Source organism: Variovorax sp. Root318D1, from assembly GCF_001424835.1.
In the GTDB taxonomy this organism is placed as follows: domain Bacteria; phylum Pseudomonadota; class Gammaproteobacteria; order Burkholderiales; family Burkholderiaceae_C; genus Variovorax.
In genome coordinates, this window is the sequence record NZ_LMCQ01000001.1 from 46,020 (window position 1) to 61,575 (window position 15,556).

At 70.1% G+C, this 15,556-nt stretch carries 14 protein-coding genes; 9 read left to right on the top strand and 5 right to left on the bottom strand.

Annotation, left to right across the window (positions count from 1 at the left end; genetic code table 11):
• A complete protein-coding gene (locus ASC78_RS00165) occupies positions 1-1,164 on the top strand; it encodes a c-type cytochrome (RefSeq protein WP_055795862.1) in 1,164 nt (387 codons plus the stop codon).
• 39 nt (positions 1,165-1,203) lie between these two features.
• Positions 1,204-2,184, top strand: a complete 981-nt coding sequence (locus ASC78_RS00170; protein ID WP_055794959.1) for an ABC transporter substrate-binding protein — start codon at positions 1,204-1,206, stop codon at positions 2,182-2,184.
• Between the two features lie 4 nt (positions 2,185-2,188).
• On the opposite strand, the gene pdxR is transcribed toward ASC78_RS00170, so the two are convergent.
• On the bottom strand, positions 2,189-3,670 hold the full coding sequence (pdxR, locus tag ASC78_RS00175; protein WP_055794961.1) for a MocR-like pyridoxine biosynthesis transcription factor PdxR: 1,482 nt from the start codon (positions 3,668-3,670) through the stop codon (positions 2,189-2,191).
• A gap of 116 nt (positions 3,671-3,786) precedes the next feature.
• Between pdxR and ASC78_RS00180 the strand changes: the two genes are divergently transcribed.
• Positions 3,787-4,503 carry a GNAT family N-acetyltransferase gene (locus tag ASC78_RS00180; RefSeq protein ID WP_055794964.1) on the top strand — a complete coding sequence of 239 codons (717 nt, stop codon included), beginning with the start codon at positions 3,787-3,789 and terminating at the stop codon, positions 4,501-4,503.
• A gap of 20 nt (positions 4,504-4,523) precedes the next feature.
• Here the strand turns inward: ASC78_RS00180 and ASC78_RS00185 are convergent, their stop codons facing one another.
• Positions 4,524-5,366, bottom strand: coding sequence for a symmetrical bis(5'-nucleosyl)-tetraphosphatase (locus ASC78_RS00185; protein ID WP_055794967.1), 843 nt, complete (start codon positions 5,364-5,366; stop codon positions 4,524-4,526).
• A gap of 23 nt (positions 5,367-5,389) precedes the next feature.
• Between ASC78_RS00185 and ASC78_RS00190 the strand changes: the two genes are divergently transcribed.
• From ASC78_RS00190 to ASC78_RS00210, 5 genes are read left to right on the top strand one after another with little or no spacing between them, the layout of a single operon-like run.
• Positions 5,390-6,700, top strand: coding sequence for a hemolysin family protein (locus tag ASC78_RS00190; RefSeq protein WP_055794970.1), 1,311 nt, complete (start codon positions 5,390-5,392; stop codon positions 6,698-6,700).
• Between the two features lie 7 nt (positions 6,701-6,707).
• The gene (locus ASC78_RS00195; RefSeq protein WP_055794973.1) at positions 6,708-7,682 is read left to right on the top strand and encodes a hypothetical protein; all 975 of its coding nucleotides are present in this window, start codon (positions 6,708-6,710) and stop codon (positions 7,680-7,682) included.
• A gap of 36 nt (positions 7,683-7,718) precedes the next feature.
• Complete coding sequence (locus ASC78_RS00200; RefSeq protein WP_055794976.1) at positions 7,719-8,690, top strand: hypothetical protein; 972 nt, start codon at positions 7,719-7,721, stop codon at positions 8,688-8,690.
• Positions 8,691-8,697: 7 nt separating this feature from the next.
• The gene (locus tag ASC78_RS00205) at positions 8,698-10,056 is read left to right on the top strand and encodes an adenylosuccinate synthetase (RefSeq protein WP_055794979.1); all 1,359 of its coding nucleotides are present in this window, start codon (positions 8,698-8,700) and stop codon (positions 10,054-10,056) included.
• A gap of 60 nt (positions 10,057-10,116) precedes the next feature.
• Positions 10,117-10,776: an FABP family protein gene (locus tag ASC78_RS00210; protein ID WP_055794982.1), complete on the top strand. Its 660-nt coding sequence runs from the start codon at positions 10,117-10,119 to the stop codon at positions 10,774-10,776.
• Between the two features lie 18 nt (positions 10,777-10,794).
• Here the strand turns inward: ASC78_RS00210 and ASC78_RS00215 are convergent, their stop codons facing one another.
• Together ASC78_RS00215 and ASC78_RS27665 are read right to left on the bottom strand one after the other, a co-directional pair.
• Positions 10,795-14,016 carry an autotransporter outer membrane beta-barrel domain-containing protein gene (locus ASC78_RS00215; RefSeq protein ID WP_055794984.1) on the bottom strand — a complete coding sequence of 1,074 codons (3,222 nt, stop codon included), beginning with the start codon at positions 14,014-14,016 and terminating at the stop codon, positions 10,795-10,797.
• A 28-nt stretch (positions 14,017-14,044) separates the two neighbouring features.
• Entirely contained in the window at positions 14,045-14,191 is a 147-nt protein-coding gene (locus ASC78_RS27665) for a hypothetical protein (RefSeq protein ID WP_200934231.1), read from the bottom strand.
• A 218-nt stretch (positions 14,192-14,409) separates the two neighbouring features.
• Between ASC78_RS27665 and ASC78_RS00220 the strand changes: the two genes are divergently transcribed.
• A complete protein-coding gene (locus ASC78_RS00220) occupies positions 14,410-14,754 on the top strand; it encodes a hypothetical protein (protein WP_055794986.1) in 345 nt (114 codons plus the stop codon).
• On the opposite strand, the gene ASC78_RS00225 is transcribed toward ASC78_RS00220, so the two are convergent.
• Complete coding sequence (locus ASC78_RS00225; protein WP_055794988.1) at positions 14,744-15,535, bottom strand: IclR family transcriptional regulator; 792 nt, start codon at positions 15,533-15,535, stop codon at positions 14,744-14,746. The genes ASC78_RS00220 and ASC78_RS00225 overlap by 11 nt on opposite strands.
• Positions 15,536-15,556: the final 21 nt, after the last annotated feature.

The following is a 15,556-nucleotide window of genomic DNA, read 5'->3' on the forward strand; positions in this document are numbered from 1 at the left end:
ATGAACGGCACGCCGCAGGCCGATTGGCTCAACCTGCTGATCGGCCTGCTCCAAAGCGCGCAGCTGCAGCTGCTGCGCGTGCTCGATGCGCTCGGGCTCGCACGGCAGGTGCACGGCCAAGCGGCCTGGCCGTGGTCGCATCGCCTCTCGGGCGAAAACCTGTTGATCGACCTGGGCCAGGCGCGCAGCCTTGCGTGGACGCTGGTCTTTGTTGCCGCAGCGCTGCTTGCGCTGTTGCTCGCGTTGTTGTGGCGGCGCCCGCGCCTCTACTTTCTGGCAGTGGTGCCGATGCTGCTGATCGCCGCGCCATGGCCCCAGGCGCACGTGGTGCTGGTGCCCGCAACGCCGACCAGCTTTCACTCCGCACCGCCCGGCTTTACAGCGGCTTCCATCGCACGCGGCCGCGTGCTGTACGAACAGAACTGCGTCGCGTGCCACGGCGCTGACGGCAGGGGCGAAGGGCCGCTCGCGGCCTCGCTGGCAGTCTGGCCGCCCAATCTCAACGGCGCCTTGCTGTGGCGGCGTGCCGACGGTGATCTGCTCTGGCGCATTCTTCATGGCACGCGCGATGCGCAGCATGGCGGGGCCACGATGCCGGGCTTCGGCGAAAAGGTCGACGAGGCCGAGGCTTGGGCGCTGATCGACTACATGAAGGCGCTGGGCGCGGGCCAGAGCCTGCGCGCGCTTGGCAACTGGCCGCAGCCCATCGGCCTGCCCGATATGGCGGTGCGTTGCGGCTCGCAACCTGCGCGGTCGCTTGCGAGCTGGCGCGGGCAGCGTGTGCGCATCGTCGCCGGCAACGCGGCGCCCGCTGAAGATCCGCGGCTCGTGACGGTGCTGCTCTTGCCGCCGTCCCCGATGGCATCGAGCGCCACCGCCGATTGCGTTGCGCAGTCCGCCGCCGCGTGGGAGGCGCTGGCCTTGATAACCGGAACCGACCGCCTTGCCGGCACGCAGCTCATTGCCGACCGCGACGGTTGGCTGCGCGTGCGCGGCGAGCCCGGCAAAGCGGGCTGGTCTGACGACGACCTGGTCTGCCGCAGCGAACGCCCGCCCGCCCGGGCGGGGCAGGGCGCCGCCTTGCCCGCCGACGGGCTGGGCGCGCTCATCGCCCGCATGGACGCCGAGCCCGTGCGCTTCGTCAAGGGCGGCTTCATCCACTGATCGATTTTTTTCTCACACCGCAACGAACACGGAGAACCCATGAACTCATCACACCTCGACCGATCGCGCCGGCGGCTACTTACGCACAGCCTCGCCGCGGCCACGGCCATCAGCTTGCCTGCGTTCTCGTTCCAAGCCCATGCGCAGGGCCGCCCGGTGCTCAAGGCCGGGGATCAGAAGGGCGGGCTGCGCGCGCTGCTCGAAGCGGCCGGCGGGCTCGAAGGCTTGAACTACGACATCCAGTGGTCCGAATTCCCCGCGGCCGCGCCGCTGGCCGAAGCGCTGAATGCGGCGGCCGTCGATTCCGGCCCCATCGGCGACGCGCCGCTCGTCTTCGCGCTTGCCGCCGGCACGCGTGTCAAGGCCATCGGCGCGAACCGTTCGGATTCCTATGGCACGGCGGTGCTCGTGCGCCCCGATTCACCGCTCAAGACCGCCGCCGACCTCAAGGGCAAGAGCATTGCCACCAACCGCGGCTCCATCGGCCACTACGTGACGCTCAAGGCCATCACCGCGGCCGGCCTCAAGCCCGAGGAGGTGAACATCCGCTTTCTTGCGCCGGCCGACGCCAAGCTCGCGCTCACGCAAGGCTCGGTCGATGCCTGGGCCACCTGGGAGCCTTACACCGCGCTGGCCGAGGTCAGCCACCACGCGCGCGTGCTCGCCAGCGGGCGCGGGCTGCTGCCCGGGCTCAGCTACCTCGCGGCCACCGAGGCCGCCATTGCCGCCAAGCGCCCAGTGCTGCAAGACTTTTTGCAGCGCGTGGTGAAGGCGCAGCTCTGGTCGTACCGCAATGTCGATGCCTACTCGGCCACGCTCGCGCGCATCATCGGCATCCCGCCCGAGGCAGCGAAGCTGCAGTTCGAGCGCCGCCAGCAGAAGTGGGTGCCCATCGACGCGCAGGTCGTTGCCGACCAGCAGGGCACGGCGGACTTCTACCGCCAGGTCGGACTCATCAAGCAACCGCTCGATGTGAAGACCACCTTCGACACGGGCTTTGGGGTCGCGGCGCAGGGCTGATCGATCACGGGCGGCTGCGATCGGCGGCGCGCACCAGCTGCGAAAGCCGCATGACCAGCGGCTCGAAGAGTTCCGCCGAGGTGTTGCCGTATCCCAGCACCAGCCCGTTGTCCGCCGCCTTCGGCTGCATCGCGAAGCTCGATAGCGGTACGGGCGCGAGTTGATGACGCAGCGCTTCGGCGGCGATCCGCCGGTCGTCGAAGCGGGGCGGCAGCCGCACCGTGAGGTGCAGGCCGCAGTGGCCGCCGTCGATCTCGTGCGGCACCTTGAGGTGCCGGGTCAGCGCCAGCCGCAGTGCTTGCTGCCGCTCGCGGTAGAGCCGCCGCATGCGGCCCAGATGCCGGCTGAACTGCCCACTCTCGATGAAGTCGGCCATGGCCAGCTGTTCGTGGCGGTGGCCGCCGCGCAGCATTTCCCCGAGCGCCGTGTGCACCGCCGCCATGAGCTGCCGCGGCAGCACCAAGAAGCCGAGCCGAAGCGACGGAAACATCGTCTTGCTGAAAGTGCCGATGTAGAGCACCGGTGCATCGTCCACGAGCCCCTGCATGGCGCCGATGGGTTCGCCGGTGTGGCGGAACTCGCTGTCGTAGTCGTCCTCGATGATCCATGCACCGTGCCGGCGCGCCTCTGCGATCAGCGCCAGGCGGCGCGCGATGCTCAGCACGGCACCGGCCGGGTACTGGTGCGAGGGCGTGGAGTAGATCAACCGGGGCGGGTGCCTCTGCCAGTCGTTCGCGCTGGCGCGCAGGCCCTCGGCGTCAACCCGCACGGGCACGATGCGCATGTCGCCGGCATGCATGGCCGCCTTCACACCGCGATAGCCCGGGTCTTCGACCCAACCCGTGTCGCCGGGATTCGCCAGCAGCCGCACGCACAGGGAGATGGCTTCCTGCGCGCCTTCGGCAATGACCACCTGCGATGCGTCGCATCGGACACCGCGCGCAATGGCCAGGTGCCGTGCGATGGCCGCGCGCAGCGGCGGCTCGCCCAGCGGAGGTCCGTAGCCGAGCGTGGCCGGGCTGGCGGCACGCATGGCCCGGTCCAGTGCCCCCCGCCAGGCTGCGGAAGGAAAGTGCGACAGCGCCGGCACGCCCGGGCGCAGGGCCGCGTCCGGAATGGTGAAAGGCGTGCTCGGCTTGATGCCGGCCAGGCGACGCGCAGTGGCCGGCGCGCCCGCGGATTTGCCCGAGCGCCGCGGCAACGCCGGCGAAGTCAATTCGATAACCCGCGTGCCCTGGCGGTCTGGCCGTACGTAGCCCTCGGCGGCCAGATGCTCGTAGGTTGCGGTGACGGTGTTGCGTGAGATAGCGAGCGCCTCGGCCAACGCGCGCGAACCGGGCAGCCGGCTGCCCGGCGCCAGGCTGCCGTCGAGAATGGCGCGCTTCAGGCGCTCGTGCAGCTGGCGCTGCATCGAGCCGGCGTCGCGGTCCCGGGCCAGAGGGGATTCGAAGAGTGCGGCCGCGTCGAGGTGGGGAGGATTGCTCATGAGCGAAAACGTGGCACCATGAAATGAGTATGGCGTGGTACTTCCTGTGGCGCCACGCCGGGCGTACTTTACCGTACCCCGGCACTGCCGCCATCTTTGCTTCCGAAAGCCTCCCCATGTCAGCTCGCCACAACGAATACGGCCAATCCATCGGTCCCCTGGTGCCCGAATGGACGCCTCGTTCCCAGCCGCCGCGCCGCCCCATCGTGGGGCGCTACTGCGTGCTCGAACCGCTCGATGCCGCCCGGCACGCCGACGACCTCCACGCCGCCTATGCGCTGGCACCCGACGATCGCGACTGGACCTACCTGTTCTTCGACCGGCCCGCCGACGTGGCAAGCACGCGGGCCTACATCGAGCGCGCCGCGCAGAGCGCCGATCCCATGCACTTCGCGGTCATCGATCTGCAGACCGGCCGGGCCGTCGGTACGCTGGCGCTGATGCGCATCGACCCCGCCCACGGCACGATCGAGGTCGGCGTCGTCGTTTTTTCTCCGCTGCTGAAGCAGACGCCGATGTCCACCGAAGCCCAGTACCTGCTGATGAAGCTGGCCTTCGACGAACTCGGCTACCGGCGCTACGAATGGAAATGCGACAGCTGCAACGAGCCTTCGAAGCGGGCTGCCGCGCGGCTGGGCTTCCAGTTCGAAGGCATCTTCCGGCAGGCGATCGTCTACAAGGGTCGAAGCCGCGACACCGCGTGGTTCTCGATCGTCGACAGCGAATGGCCGGCGTTGCGCGCGGCATTCGAGCGCTGGCTTGCGCCGGAAAATTTCGACGCGCAAGGCAGACAGCGCATGGCACTCGATCGCTTCCGCCTGCCGCGCAGCTGACAGCTTGCGGGCCTGACAGTTCAGCCGGGCTTTTGCGCCTGTTCGCACTTCACCTGGATCAGTTCGCGCTCGTCCAGCGTGGCGCCAATGCGCACGGCGCTGAGGCAGCCGCCCCAGACGCAGCCCGTGTCGGTGGAAAGCAGGTCGGGCCGCGAAAGCCAGCCCAGCGTCGACCAATGGCCAAAGGCCACGGTGGCATGCGCGGTCTTGCGGCCGGGCACGTCGAACCAGGGCATGAAGCCTTCGGGGCCGGGCCGCATGCCGTCCTTGCTCTCGAACTCCATCACGCCTTCGGCCGTGCAAAAGCGCATGCGTGTCAGCGCGTTGACGATGGCGCGCAGCCGCGCGCCGCCGGTGAGCGTGTCGCTCCACTGCGCCGGCTCGTTGCCGTACATGTCGAGCAAGAACTCGCCCAGCGCAGGGCCGCGCAGCACCGATTCGACCTCGGCCGCCAGCACCAGCGTGTCGCCCACCGTCCACTGCGGCAGGACGCCGGCGTGCACCATGAGCAGGTCGCCGCCATCGATCTGCATGTGCAGCGCCATGTGCTGCTGGCGCACCCACTCGAGCATGGCTTCGCTGTCTGGCGCCTCGAGCAGCGTCGCCAGCGTGTCCTTGCGGCCGGACTTGCGCGCACCGTGCGCCACGCCCAGCAGGTGCAGGTCGTGGTTGCCGAGCAGGCTCAGCGCCGAGGCGCCGAAGCCGTGCACGCGCCGCAGCACGGCGGCCGAGTCGGGCCCGCGGTTGACCAGGTCGCCGAGCAGGACGATGGTGTCGCGGCTGGGGGAGAAACCGATCCTGTCGAGCAGTCGCTGGAGGGCGGCGTCGCAGCCCTGGATGTCGCCGATCAAGTAAAGTGCCATGTCCTCATTTTCACCCCCTGTTCATGGATGTTCTCCTGCTGGCCATGCTGACCACGCTCAATGCGTTGTTCGCGATGTCCGAAATGGCCCTTTCAACCAGCCGGCGCGCGCGCCTGGCAGCGCTGGCCGAGACAGGAGACGCCGGCGCGGAAGCCGCGCTCAAGCTGATGGAGGAGCCCACCCATTTCCTCTCGACCGTGCAGATCGGCATCACCTCGATCGGCATGCTCAGCGGTATCGTGGGGGAGGCCGCCTTCGCGGCGCCGCTCGCCGTGTGGATGGAGCACCTGGGCATGGGCCGCGGCACGGCCAGCGTGGCTTCCACCGCCGTGGTGGTGACAGGCATCACCTTTTTCACCATCATCTTCGGCGAGCTGGTGCCCAAGCGCATCGGCCAGCTTTATCCGGAACCCGTGGCGCGCTGGGTGTCGCGCCCGATGCGCGGGCTCGCCAAGGGCGCCAAGCCCTTCGTGTGGCTGCTCGCGAGCGCCACCGCCGCGGTGCTGAAGCTGCTGCGCATCGACGCCAATGCCGCGCGCTCCATGACCGAGGAAGAAATTTCGGCCAGCCTCGAAGAGGGCGTGGATGCCGGCGTGATCGAGCAACACGAGCACCAGATGGTGCGCAACGTGTTCCACCTGGACGACCGGCGGCTGTCGTCGCTCATGGTCCCGCGCGCCGACATCGAATGGCTCGACGCGTCGGACACCGTGGCAGAGGCACTGCAGAAGGTGGCGGATGCGGGCGCGCTCAACATCGTGCATTCGTGGTATCCGGTGTGTCGCCATTCGCTTGACGACGTGGTGGGCGTCATCAGCGTGGCGCACCTGCTGCGCCTGGGCACCGGCCACGACGGCGTGCTCGGGCAAGAGGCCGCGCCGGCCGTGTTCGTGCCCGAGACGCTCACCGGCATGGAGCTGCTCGAACAATTCCGCGAGCGTGGCGGCCGGCTCGTGTTCGTGGTCGACGAATACGGCGTGGTGCAGGGCCTCATGACCCCGCGCGACATGCTCGAAGCCATCACCGGCGAACTGCAGCCCGGCACCCTGACCGACGCCTGGGCGCGCGAGCGGCCCGATGGCGTGTGGGAGCTCGACGGGCTGATGCCCGTCTCCGAATTGCGCGCGCGGCTCGGCATTCGCGAGCTGCCGGACGAAGAGCGCGGGCGCTACAACACCGTCGCGGGCTTGCTCATGGCCGTGTCGGGCCACCTGCCCGCGACCGGCGAGGTCATCGACTGCGCCGGCTGGCATTTCGAGATCGCCGCACTCGAGGGACGCCGCATCGACCGGGTGCTGGCCGCGCCCGACAAGACGGCATCCAGGGACGACTAGGTCCGCCATGCTCTCGCTGCTCGCCCTCAGCTGCCCGCAATGTTCGGCACCGTTGCCGCGTGCAGCGCGCTGGCGCACCGTCAACTGCAACTATTGCGGCGCCACCATCACGCGTGGCGAGGAAACCGTCGAGCGCGAGAGCTTTCGCGCGGCGCTGCGCCGGGCGAATGCCGACCACGGCGACACCGGGCGCACGCTGCAATGGCGCGGCGCGCGCTACCGCGTGCTGGCACCGCTGGCCATCGGCGAGCACAGCGAAGTGCTGCTGGCCGAGCGGCTCGGTGCGCTGCCGGAGCGCGTCACGGCCAAGCTGGCACGCGAATCCGCGGACGGCGCCGTGCTGCTGCGCGAAGCCGCGGTGCTGCAGGCCTTGCAGGCGCTCGCCATGCCGGGCGCTTCGTATTTCACGCGCCGCCTGCCGCAGCCCGTCGGCACGGGGCTGGCCGAAGGGCTCGCAGACGGTGGCCGCCAGGCACTGATGCTGCGCCACCCGCCCGGTTTCTGGGGCAGCCTGCACAACGTGCAGCAGGCCAACCCGCGGGGCATCGATGCGCGGCACGCCGTGTGGCTCTGGCGACGCATGCTGGAGGTGCTGGCCTTTGTGCACGACGCGGGCTGGACCCACCGCGACCTGTCGCCCGCGCATGCACTCGTGCATCCGCGCGACCATGGCGTGCTGATCGTCGGTTGGTCGCGGGCGCAGCAGGCATCCGGCCCGGCCCATGCCGCCGCCGCAGCGCGCGACCTGATGCAAAGCGCCTGGACCGTGCGCGCCGTGCTGCACGGCCGGGCCGATGACAGCCCCGGTGTGGGCGACCGCACGCCCGCGCCGCTCGCCGCCTTGCTGCGCCGGTGCAGCGAAGACGCCGCCGAATGCCAGCGGCTGGGCGCGCGCGGCATCGAGCAGGCGCTGTCCACCGCATCGCACGAAGCCTTCGGCACGCCGCAGTTCGTTCATTTCGACCCGGCGCCCGGCGCCTGAAAACAACCATCGAAGAAAACAGAGGAGCACGCACCCATGGGCTACGGAAACTACTCGCATGCCGCTCACACGGCGCTCATTGCCGACCGCGCCGCCAAGCCCGGTTCCGAGGTGTTCACCCAGACCGCCACGCACCCGCTGATGAACCCGCACGGGCTCAAGGTGCGCGAGTCGCGCGACAACGCCGATCACCCCAACTCGCTGGGCATTGCGTTCGCGCTCGACGTCACGGGCTCGATGGGCGACATCCCGCAGATCCTCGCGCGCCGCGAGCTGCCCACCTTCATGAAGCTCTTGACCGATTGCGGCGTGGCCGACCCGCAGCTCATGTTCATGGCCATCGGCGATGCGAATTCCGACCAGGCTTCGCTGCAGGTGGGTCAATTCGAATCGACCGCGCCGCTCATGGACCAGTGGCTGACCTGGAGCTATCTCGAAGGCGGGGGCGGTGGCAGCGGCGAAGAAAGCTACGAGCTGGCCTTCTACGTGATGGCGCAGCACACCGACATGGACTGCTGGGTGAAGCGCAAGAAGCGCGGCTACCTGTTCGTGACCGGCGACGAGCTGCCGTATCCCGCCGTCTCGCGCCGCCAGGTCGAGGGGCTTATCGGCGAGAAGCTCGACGAAGACATTCCCATCGAGGAAGTCATTGCCGCCGCGGCCGAAACCTGCCACCTGTTCTTCCTGATACCCGACGCACAGCGCCGCCGCCGCTGCGAGCCGCGCTGGCGCGAACTGCTCGGCGACCACGTGATCTGCATGGATTCGCCCGACGACGCTTGCGCAGTGGCCGCCGGCATCGTGGCCCTCACCGAGAAGGCCGTGCCTCATCTCGACGGCCTGGCCAAGGTGATGGCCGCCACCGGCATGGAGAAGCAGCGCGTCGCCGGCGTGCTGCATGCGCTCGACGGCTATGCCGCGCTGCTCGATCCGCTGGCGCCGCGGCGCGCACCGCCTGCAGCGGCCTCGGCGCCGCGTTCCTCGTGGTGGAAGCGGCTCTTCGGTTGACCGCCGTGTGAGCTCGGCAGCACACCCGACGCGCTACGTCTCGCTGCTCGGCCTGGGCTTTGGCGACTGCGGCAAGGGCCGCTTCACCGACCACCTGTGCGCCGAGCTGCAGGCCCACACCGTGGTGCGCTTCAACGGCGGCGCGCAGGCCGGCCACAACGTGGTGCTGGCCGACGGCCGCCACCACACCTTTTCGCAGTTCGGCGCCGGCAGCTTTCACGCCGGCATGGCGACCGTGCTCGCGAGCCCGGTGATAGTGCATCCGACCGCGCTGCGCGTCGAGGAAGAAGCGCTGCGCCGCGTGGGCGTGAACGACGCCTTCGCTCGCTTGCTGATCGATGCGCGCTGCCGCGTCACCACGCCGTTCCACCAGGCCGCGGGCCGCCTGCGCGAATGGGCGAGGGGAGCGGCGGCGCATGGCAGCTGCGGCGTGGGCGTCGGAGAAACGGTGCGGCAGGCGCTGGCCGCGCCCGGCACGGCCCTGCGCTACGGCGACATGCGGCACCCCGCGCGCGCACTCGAAAAGCTCGAAGCCCTGCGCATCGCGCTGCAGCGCGAGTTCGCAGAAGCGGCACCTCCCCATGCCGAGGCCGCGCAGGAACTGGCGCTGCTCGGCGACGCGACGCTTGCGCAGCGCTGGCTCGACGCGGCGGCGCCGTGCCTGCGCCTGTCGCCACCCGCGAGTGTCGACGCCATCGGCCAGCGCCTGGCGCGCCCCGGCACCGTGCTGTTCGAAGGCGCGCAGGGCGTGCTGCTCGACGAGTGGCGCGGCTTTCATCCGCACACCACCTGGAGCACCATCTCCACCGCCGCCGTCGAAGCCGTGCTGCGCGATGCCGGCATCGATGCGCCCGTGCAGCACCTGGGCGTGCTGCGCAGCTACATCACGCGCCACGGTCCCGGGCCGCTGCCCACGCACGACCGCGCGCTCGATGCGCGGCTGGCCGAACCGCACAACGCCGACGAAGGCTGGCAAGGCGTGTTTCGCCGCGGCCATCCCGATGCAGTGCTGCTGCGCTATGCGCTCGCCACGGTCGGCCCGCTCCATGGGCTGGTGGCCAGCCATCTCGATGCGGTGGAAGGCGCCGGCCTGCGCTGGTGCGCGGGCTATCGCACCGCCGACGGCGCCAGCCTCGCGTCGCTGCCATTGGCCGACGACGCGACGGACCTCGAGCAGCAGCACCGGTTGACGCAGTTGCTGCAAGGCGCGCAGCCGCTTTACGAGCCCGGCGGTATCGCCACCCCCGAGGCATGGATCGAAAGAGTCGAAGCCTTGAGCGGCCAGCGCGTGCGCTACGGCGCATTCGGGCCTGCGCGCGGCGCGGTGCGGTCCTTGCATGCCTTTGGCCAGATTGACCAGGTCTGAAAAACCGGCGCAAGCACCCTCAAGCAGAATCCGAAGCCATCACCACGATTGACAGCCCACATGAACCCGACCGAAGACATCTACACCGAGCCCAACGCCGATCCCGACACGCTGGCCAACCTCGGCCCGCTGCGCGCCATGGCCGGCATCTGGGAGGGCAGCCGGGGGGTGGACGTCAAGCCCAAGCGCGAAGGCCCGAAGACGCAGGTCTACGTCGAGCGCTACGAGCTGCAGCCGATCGATCCGCAGACCAACGGCCCCCAGCTTCTGTATGGCCTGCGTTACCACACCTACATCCACAAGCCCGGCCTCACCAAGATGTACCACGACCAGGTGGGCTACTGGCTCTGGGAGCCGGCCACCGAGACCGTGCTGCACACACTGGCCATTCCGCGCGGACAGGTGGCCATGGCCAGCGGCCACGCCAAGGCCGGCGACACGCGCTTCACGCTCAGCGCCGAGCGCGGCAGCCTGGTGAACGGCATCGTGTCCAACCCATTCATCGAGCACGCCTTCACCACGCTGGCGTGGAACATCACCGTCACCATCAATGCCGACGGCACCTGGTCTTACGACCAGGACACGGTGATGCAGATCCAGGGGCAGGCCGAGCCGTTCCATCACACCGACCGCAACACGCTGACGCGTGTCGAGGCGCCGGGGCTCAACCCCCTGGCGATGCCCGATGCGCCGGCAGCCGTGATGACGCAGCCAAGCTAGCAGAGCCGGCGGCGCGCCTCACCAGCGCACCTTCAGCCCCACGCTGGCGTTGAGCCCGCTTTTCACGCGCGCCCCGCCACCCGAGGCCCACAGCTTGCCCACCTCGCCATAGAGGCTCATGCCCGGCGTCAGCCGCAGCGTGGCGCCCGCGGCCAGCTCGGTGCTGGTGCCGCCGGTGCGTGTGGCAATGTCGGTGAAGCCCGCCGGACCGATGAAGCGGGTCACGTCCGTGCCGCTGCTGCTGCGGTAGAGGTTCAGCCGCGCATAGGGTTGCAGCGGACCGGCGCCGGTGGTCATCTCGCCCTTGACGCGGACGCCAGCGCGCACCAGCCAGCCGCTGTGGCTGTCCTGCTGCACCAGGGCGCCGACGATGCTGGCGTCGTCCAGGCTCACACGTTGGTGCACCAGCTGCAGCTGCGGCTCCACGATCCAGTCCGGCGAGATACGGAAGCCCTGGCCCACCTCGATGGAGGCCAGCAGGCTGTTGCCCTTGCCCGAACCAGCGGAACCCAGCGCGGTCGATGCGGTGTAGCGGTGACGCCCGGCCTGCAGCACGCCGTCCAGGTACAGGCCGCTGTCGTTCTTCCAGGTGGCGTAGGCACCGAGATACTGGCTCCGGAGCTCGTTGGAGCCGACCGCGTAGTTCGGCAGGCCGCGCGCGAAGCCGTTCACGTCCATGTGGCCTTCGAGCTCGCCCACGTAGAGGCCCACGTGCCAGTTGGGGTTGGCCCACAGGTCGGCGCCGGCCTGGAAGCCCGTGAGCCGCCCTTCGCTGCGCGGGCTCACGGTGCCGGCTTGGCCGATGTTGCGGTCCATGCGGATGATGCGGGCCCAGGCCTGCCGATAGCCCTGGCCGCTTGTTTCGCTGATGCCGGCGGCCGTATCGTCGCCGACGCGCTGATGCAGGTTGCCCACCATGGCCAGGTTGGCCTGGCGGAACTGCTCAGGCAGTGCGGCATACAGCGGCACTTCGACGCGATAGGTGGGCACCGTCAAGCCGCCTGGGGACGACGGCGTACCGCCGTCTTCGCTCAGCGGGTTGCCCTCGTTCGGCGGGGGCGCGGGAGGCGCGGGCGGTGCCGGCGGTGCTGGGGGCGCTGGCGGTGCAGGTGGCGCCGGTGGCGCCGGTGGCGCCGGTGGTGCTGGGGGCGCCGGCGGTGCAGGTGGCGGCGGTGGCGGTGGTGGCGGTGGGGGGGGCGGTGGCGGTGGCGCGACGATGATGCCGGAGCGCAGGTACCAGTTCTCGCCCGCGCCGGCCGCGTCGGCCGCATGCAGGCGGTACTCGTAGGCGCCGGCGTCGACGTGGCCGCCCGCGAGGACGAAGGCGCTGCGGGTGGTCTGTGCGGTCGTGGTGGCCCCGTCCATCGCGGTCACCACCTCGATGCCGCTGCCGGTGGTCAGCGCGCCCAGGCCGCCCAGGTTGGTGATCTGTATGAATGTGGTGCCGCTCGCGACGGCCGAGCACCCGCACAGGATCAACCGGTCGCTCAGGCTGCTGCTCGTGCCGAGGGCCGTGCCCAGGCGCAGCGTGCCGCCGTTGCCTACCCAGGGGCCCTGCACCGTGAGCGTGGCGCCCGGCACGCTGCTCAGCAGCGAGACGGTGCCGCCGATGGCCATCGATGCGATGGTCTGGCTGTGGCCGGCCAGGTCGAGCGTGGCGCCCGGCGCCACCGTGAAGTTGCTGGCGTGGCTGAAGGTATTGGCCGCGCCCGCGCGCAGGGTGCCCGCGGCGACGTTGGTGGCGCCCGTGTACGTGCTGGCTGCGCCGAGCGTCAGCGTGCCCGCGCCATCCTTCACGAGCCCGCCGACGCCCGAGATGGGGCCCGACCACGTCATGCCGTAGCCGTGAGTGTCGATGGTGCCCGTGCCGTCGATCCGCAAGGCATTGGCCATGTTCAGGCCATCGGCGCCGGGGCTCACGCTGGCGGCAGCCCCGCTATCGATGCCGATGGCGCCCACCAGCGATGAGCCCGCGTTCACGGTCAGGCTGTTGACGCCGCCCGTGAACCGGACAGCCGATGCACGCGTGACGCCGTCGCCACCGAGCCCGCCGGCAATGGTGCCGTTGTTGGTGATGAAGAGGTTGGCGCCCACCACGCCTTCGCCGCCGGCGCCGTTGGCACCGCTTGCGCCACCGTTGCTGTTGGCCCCGCCGATGCCGCCCGTTCCACCGGCAATGGTGCCGCTGTTGATGAGCGTCGCGCCGGTGCCGGTGGACCACAGCCCGATGCCGCCGTCGCCGCCACCACCGGGCGCACCGGTGCCGCCCGCGCCGCCGCCGCCGGCTCCGCCAGTGCCACCGGCGCCGCCGGTGATCTGCCCGGAGTTGTTGACCGTCACGGTGCTGCCTGCCAGCGTGACGCCGTGCCCGCCGGCGCCCCCGCCGCCGCCCGCGGCGTTGACGCGGGCCGGCAGCAGTTCGGAGCCGCCGGCTCCGCCCACACCGCCCGTGATGTTGGCGCTGGTGCCGAAGTTGAATCCTGGAGACGCCGCGCGAAAGAAGAATCCGCCGCCGCCGCTGCCGCCGCCACCGCCTTGCGAATAGGCATCGCCACCTTTGCCGCCTGCGCCGCCCGTGGAGTTGCCGGAGGCGAAGTAGTCGCCGAGCGGGCCGATCAGCGTGGACCCATAGCCTCCCGCGCCGCCGCCGCCGGCCGCCCAGAAGCCGTTGCCGCCTGCACCTCCGCGGCCTCCGGTGAAGTTTCCGAAGGACGCGAGGGCGCTGGAACTCAGCACCAGGCCGTAGTAGCCGCCGCCTCCTCCGCCGCCATAGCCGTTGCCGGCGCCGAACCCGCCGGTATGCGATTCGCCCGCGGCGCCGTCGGCGCCGGGCGAGGCTCCCGCCGCACCGCCCGCGCCAGCGGTTGCGCCGGCGAAAGAGCCGACGTCGGCGGCGGAACCTGCCGTCACGCCGGCTTCGGTCGACGATCCGCCGTTACCCCCGTGCGCGCCCAGAGTGACATCGTTGAGGCCGCCGGCGCCGCCGCTGCCATTGCTGCCGCCCGCGCCGCCATGCAGTGCGGTGCTGATGGGCTGGCCGCCCGCGCCGCCGGCTGCCAGCGCGGTGGAGGCACTCAGGTACAGCACCGCGATGGCAATGGCATGCAGACTGAGCAACGCGGCCGCGCGCGGGGCGCCGCTGCCCGTGCTGGCCGAGCGCGCGTGGCCGCGCGAGATCTCGGGTGCGGCCACCCAGGTGCCGCGGGCGGGATTCCAGAGCGTTCGAAATATTCTGTTCATGATTTACCTTTGCAGATGTGTTGCGCCTTCAGGCGGCGCGCCGCGCTGCAAGCAGCAGGAGCAGGCACACGACCACTACCAGTGAAGCAAGCAGGGCGAATTCCATGAACGACATGCCCGCGTCCTCATGCAGCAGGTTGGTCAGGTTTCTTGGCTGCAGGTTGAGCGGTTCCATGCGTGTCCCCTGGTGATGTGGCCGACCGGCGCTGCCTGGTCCCGGCATTGGGAGCAGGCACTTCGCCGTGGAATCACTTTAGGAATTGCGCCGCCCGCGCACATGAGCGGTGCGCCCCTTCCAGAACGAGACAAGCGCCCCGGCGCCATTGCAACGAGGCGTGACAAATCGCCTGTGTCCTACTGGCTCCGGCGCGCGCAGGCCCTAGGATTGGGGGGATGAGCAAACTGATCCTTGCCTGCCTCGGCGCGGCCGCGTGGTGGGCCGCCGCCGCTGCCATGGCAGAACCCGTGAAAGTGCCCCTCGACAGCGACGACAAGGGCACCCTGTACGTGGCGCCCAACGTCAATTCCACCGAGACCTCGGCCTACACCAAGGGCGCCACCTTCGGCGTGCAGCGGCCCGACGGCAGCGGTACCTACATCGGCACCGACACCTCCACGCCCCGGCCCACCTATTCGCTGGGCGCGAGCACGGGCGGCAACGTCTCGCTCACGGGTGGCGTGCTGTCGGACGGCAAGACCAACAACGGCGTGAAGGCCGGGATCACCATCAAATATTGAGGGCCTTGCGCCTGAACAGCGCCGATGCGCCGCTGGCGTGCGCAACTTCTTGCGCCGTCGCGAGCAGGGCCGGTCCGAGTTCGCGCATGCGTTCTTCCGTCAGACGCACCAGCGGCCCCGCGATGGTGATGACGCCGATCGCCGCCCCGTTGCCGGTGCGCACGGGCGCGGCCATGGCGCTCATGCCCGGCGCAAACACCTCGTTGATCATCGCGAAGCCCTGCTTGCGCGCCGTACGCAGGTAGGCGAGCAGTGCCTTGACGCTGGTAGGTGCCTTCGGGCCGTAGTCTTCCGGCTTGCCGAACCCCTGCTTCGCGACGAGCTGCAGCGCCTGCTCGTCGGTCATGGTCGAGAGCCACGCATGGCCTGCGGAGCTGCACGACAGATTTACCGACAGGCCCATGTCCGGGTCGTAGCGCAGGCCGCGCATGGCGCCCTGCGCCTTGGCAACGAAGGTGAGCGCATCGCCGTCGACCACGGCGAGCCGCACCAGCTCGCCCGCTTCGGACGCGAGTCGGTCGAGCAGCGGCTGCGCCACGTCCACGATGCCGCTGTTGCTCAGGAAGCTCAAGCCCAGGGACACGAGCTTGATCGTCAGCATGTAGTCGCCGTGGCTCTGGTCCTGGCGCACGTAGCCGCAGCGGATCAGCTCGCTCAGCAGGCGATGGGTGGCGCTCAGCGGCATGTCGAGCTCGGCCGAGAGCGCGGAGAGGGCCCGGCCCTCGGGGTGGCCGGCGAGGTGTTCAAGCACCTTGAAGCTGCGTTCGAGTATGGCGGTCATGTGGTTCGAAGGATGGGCAGG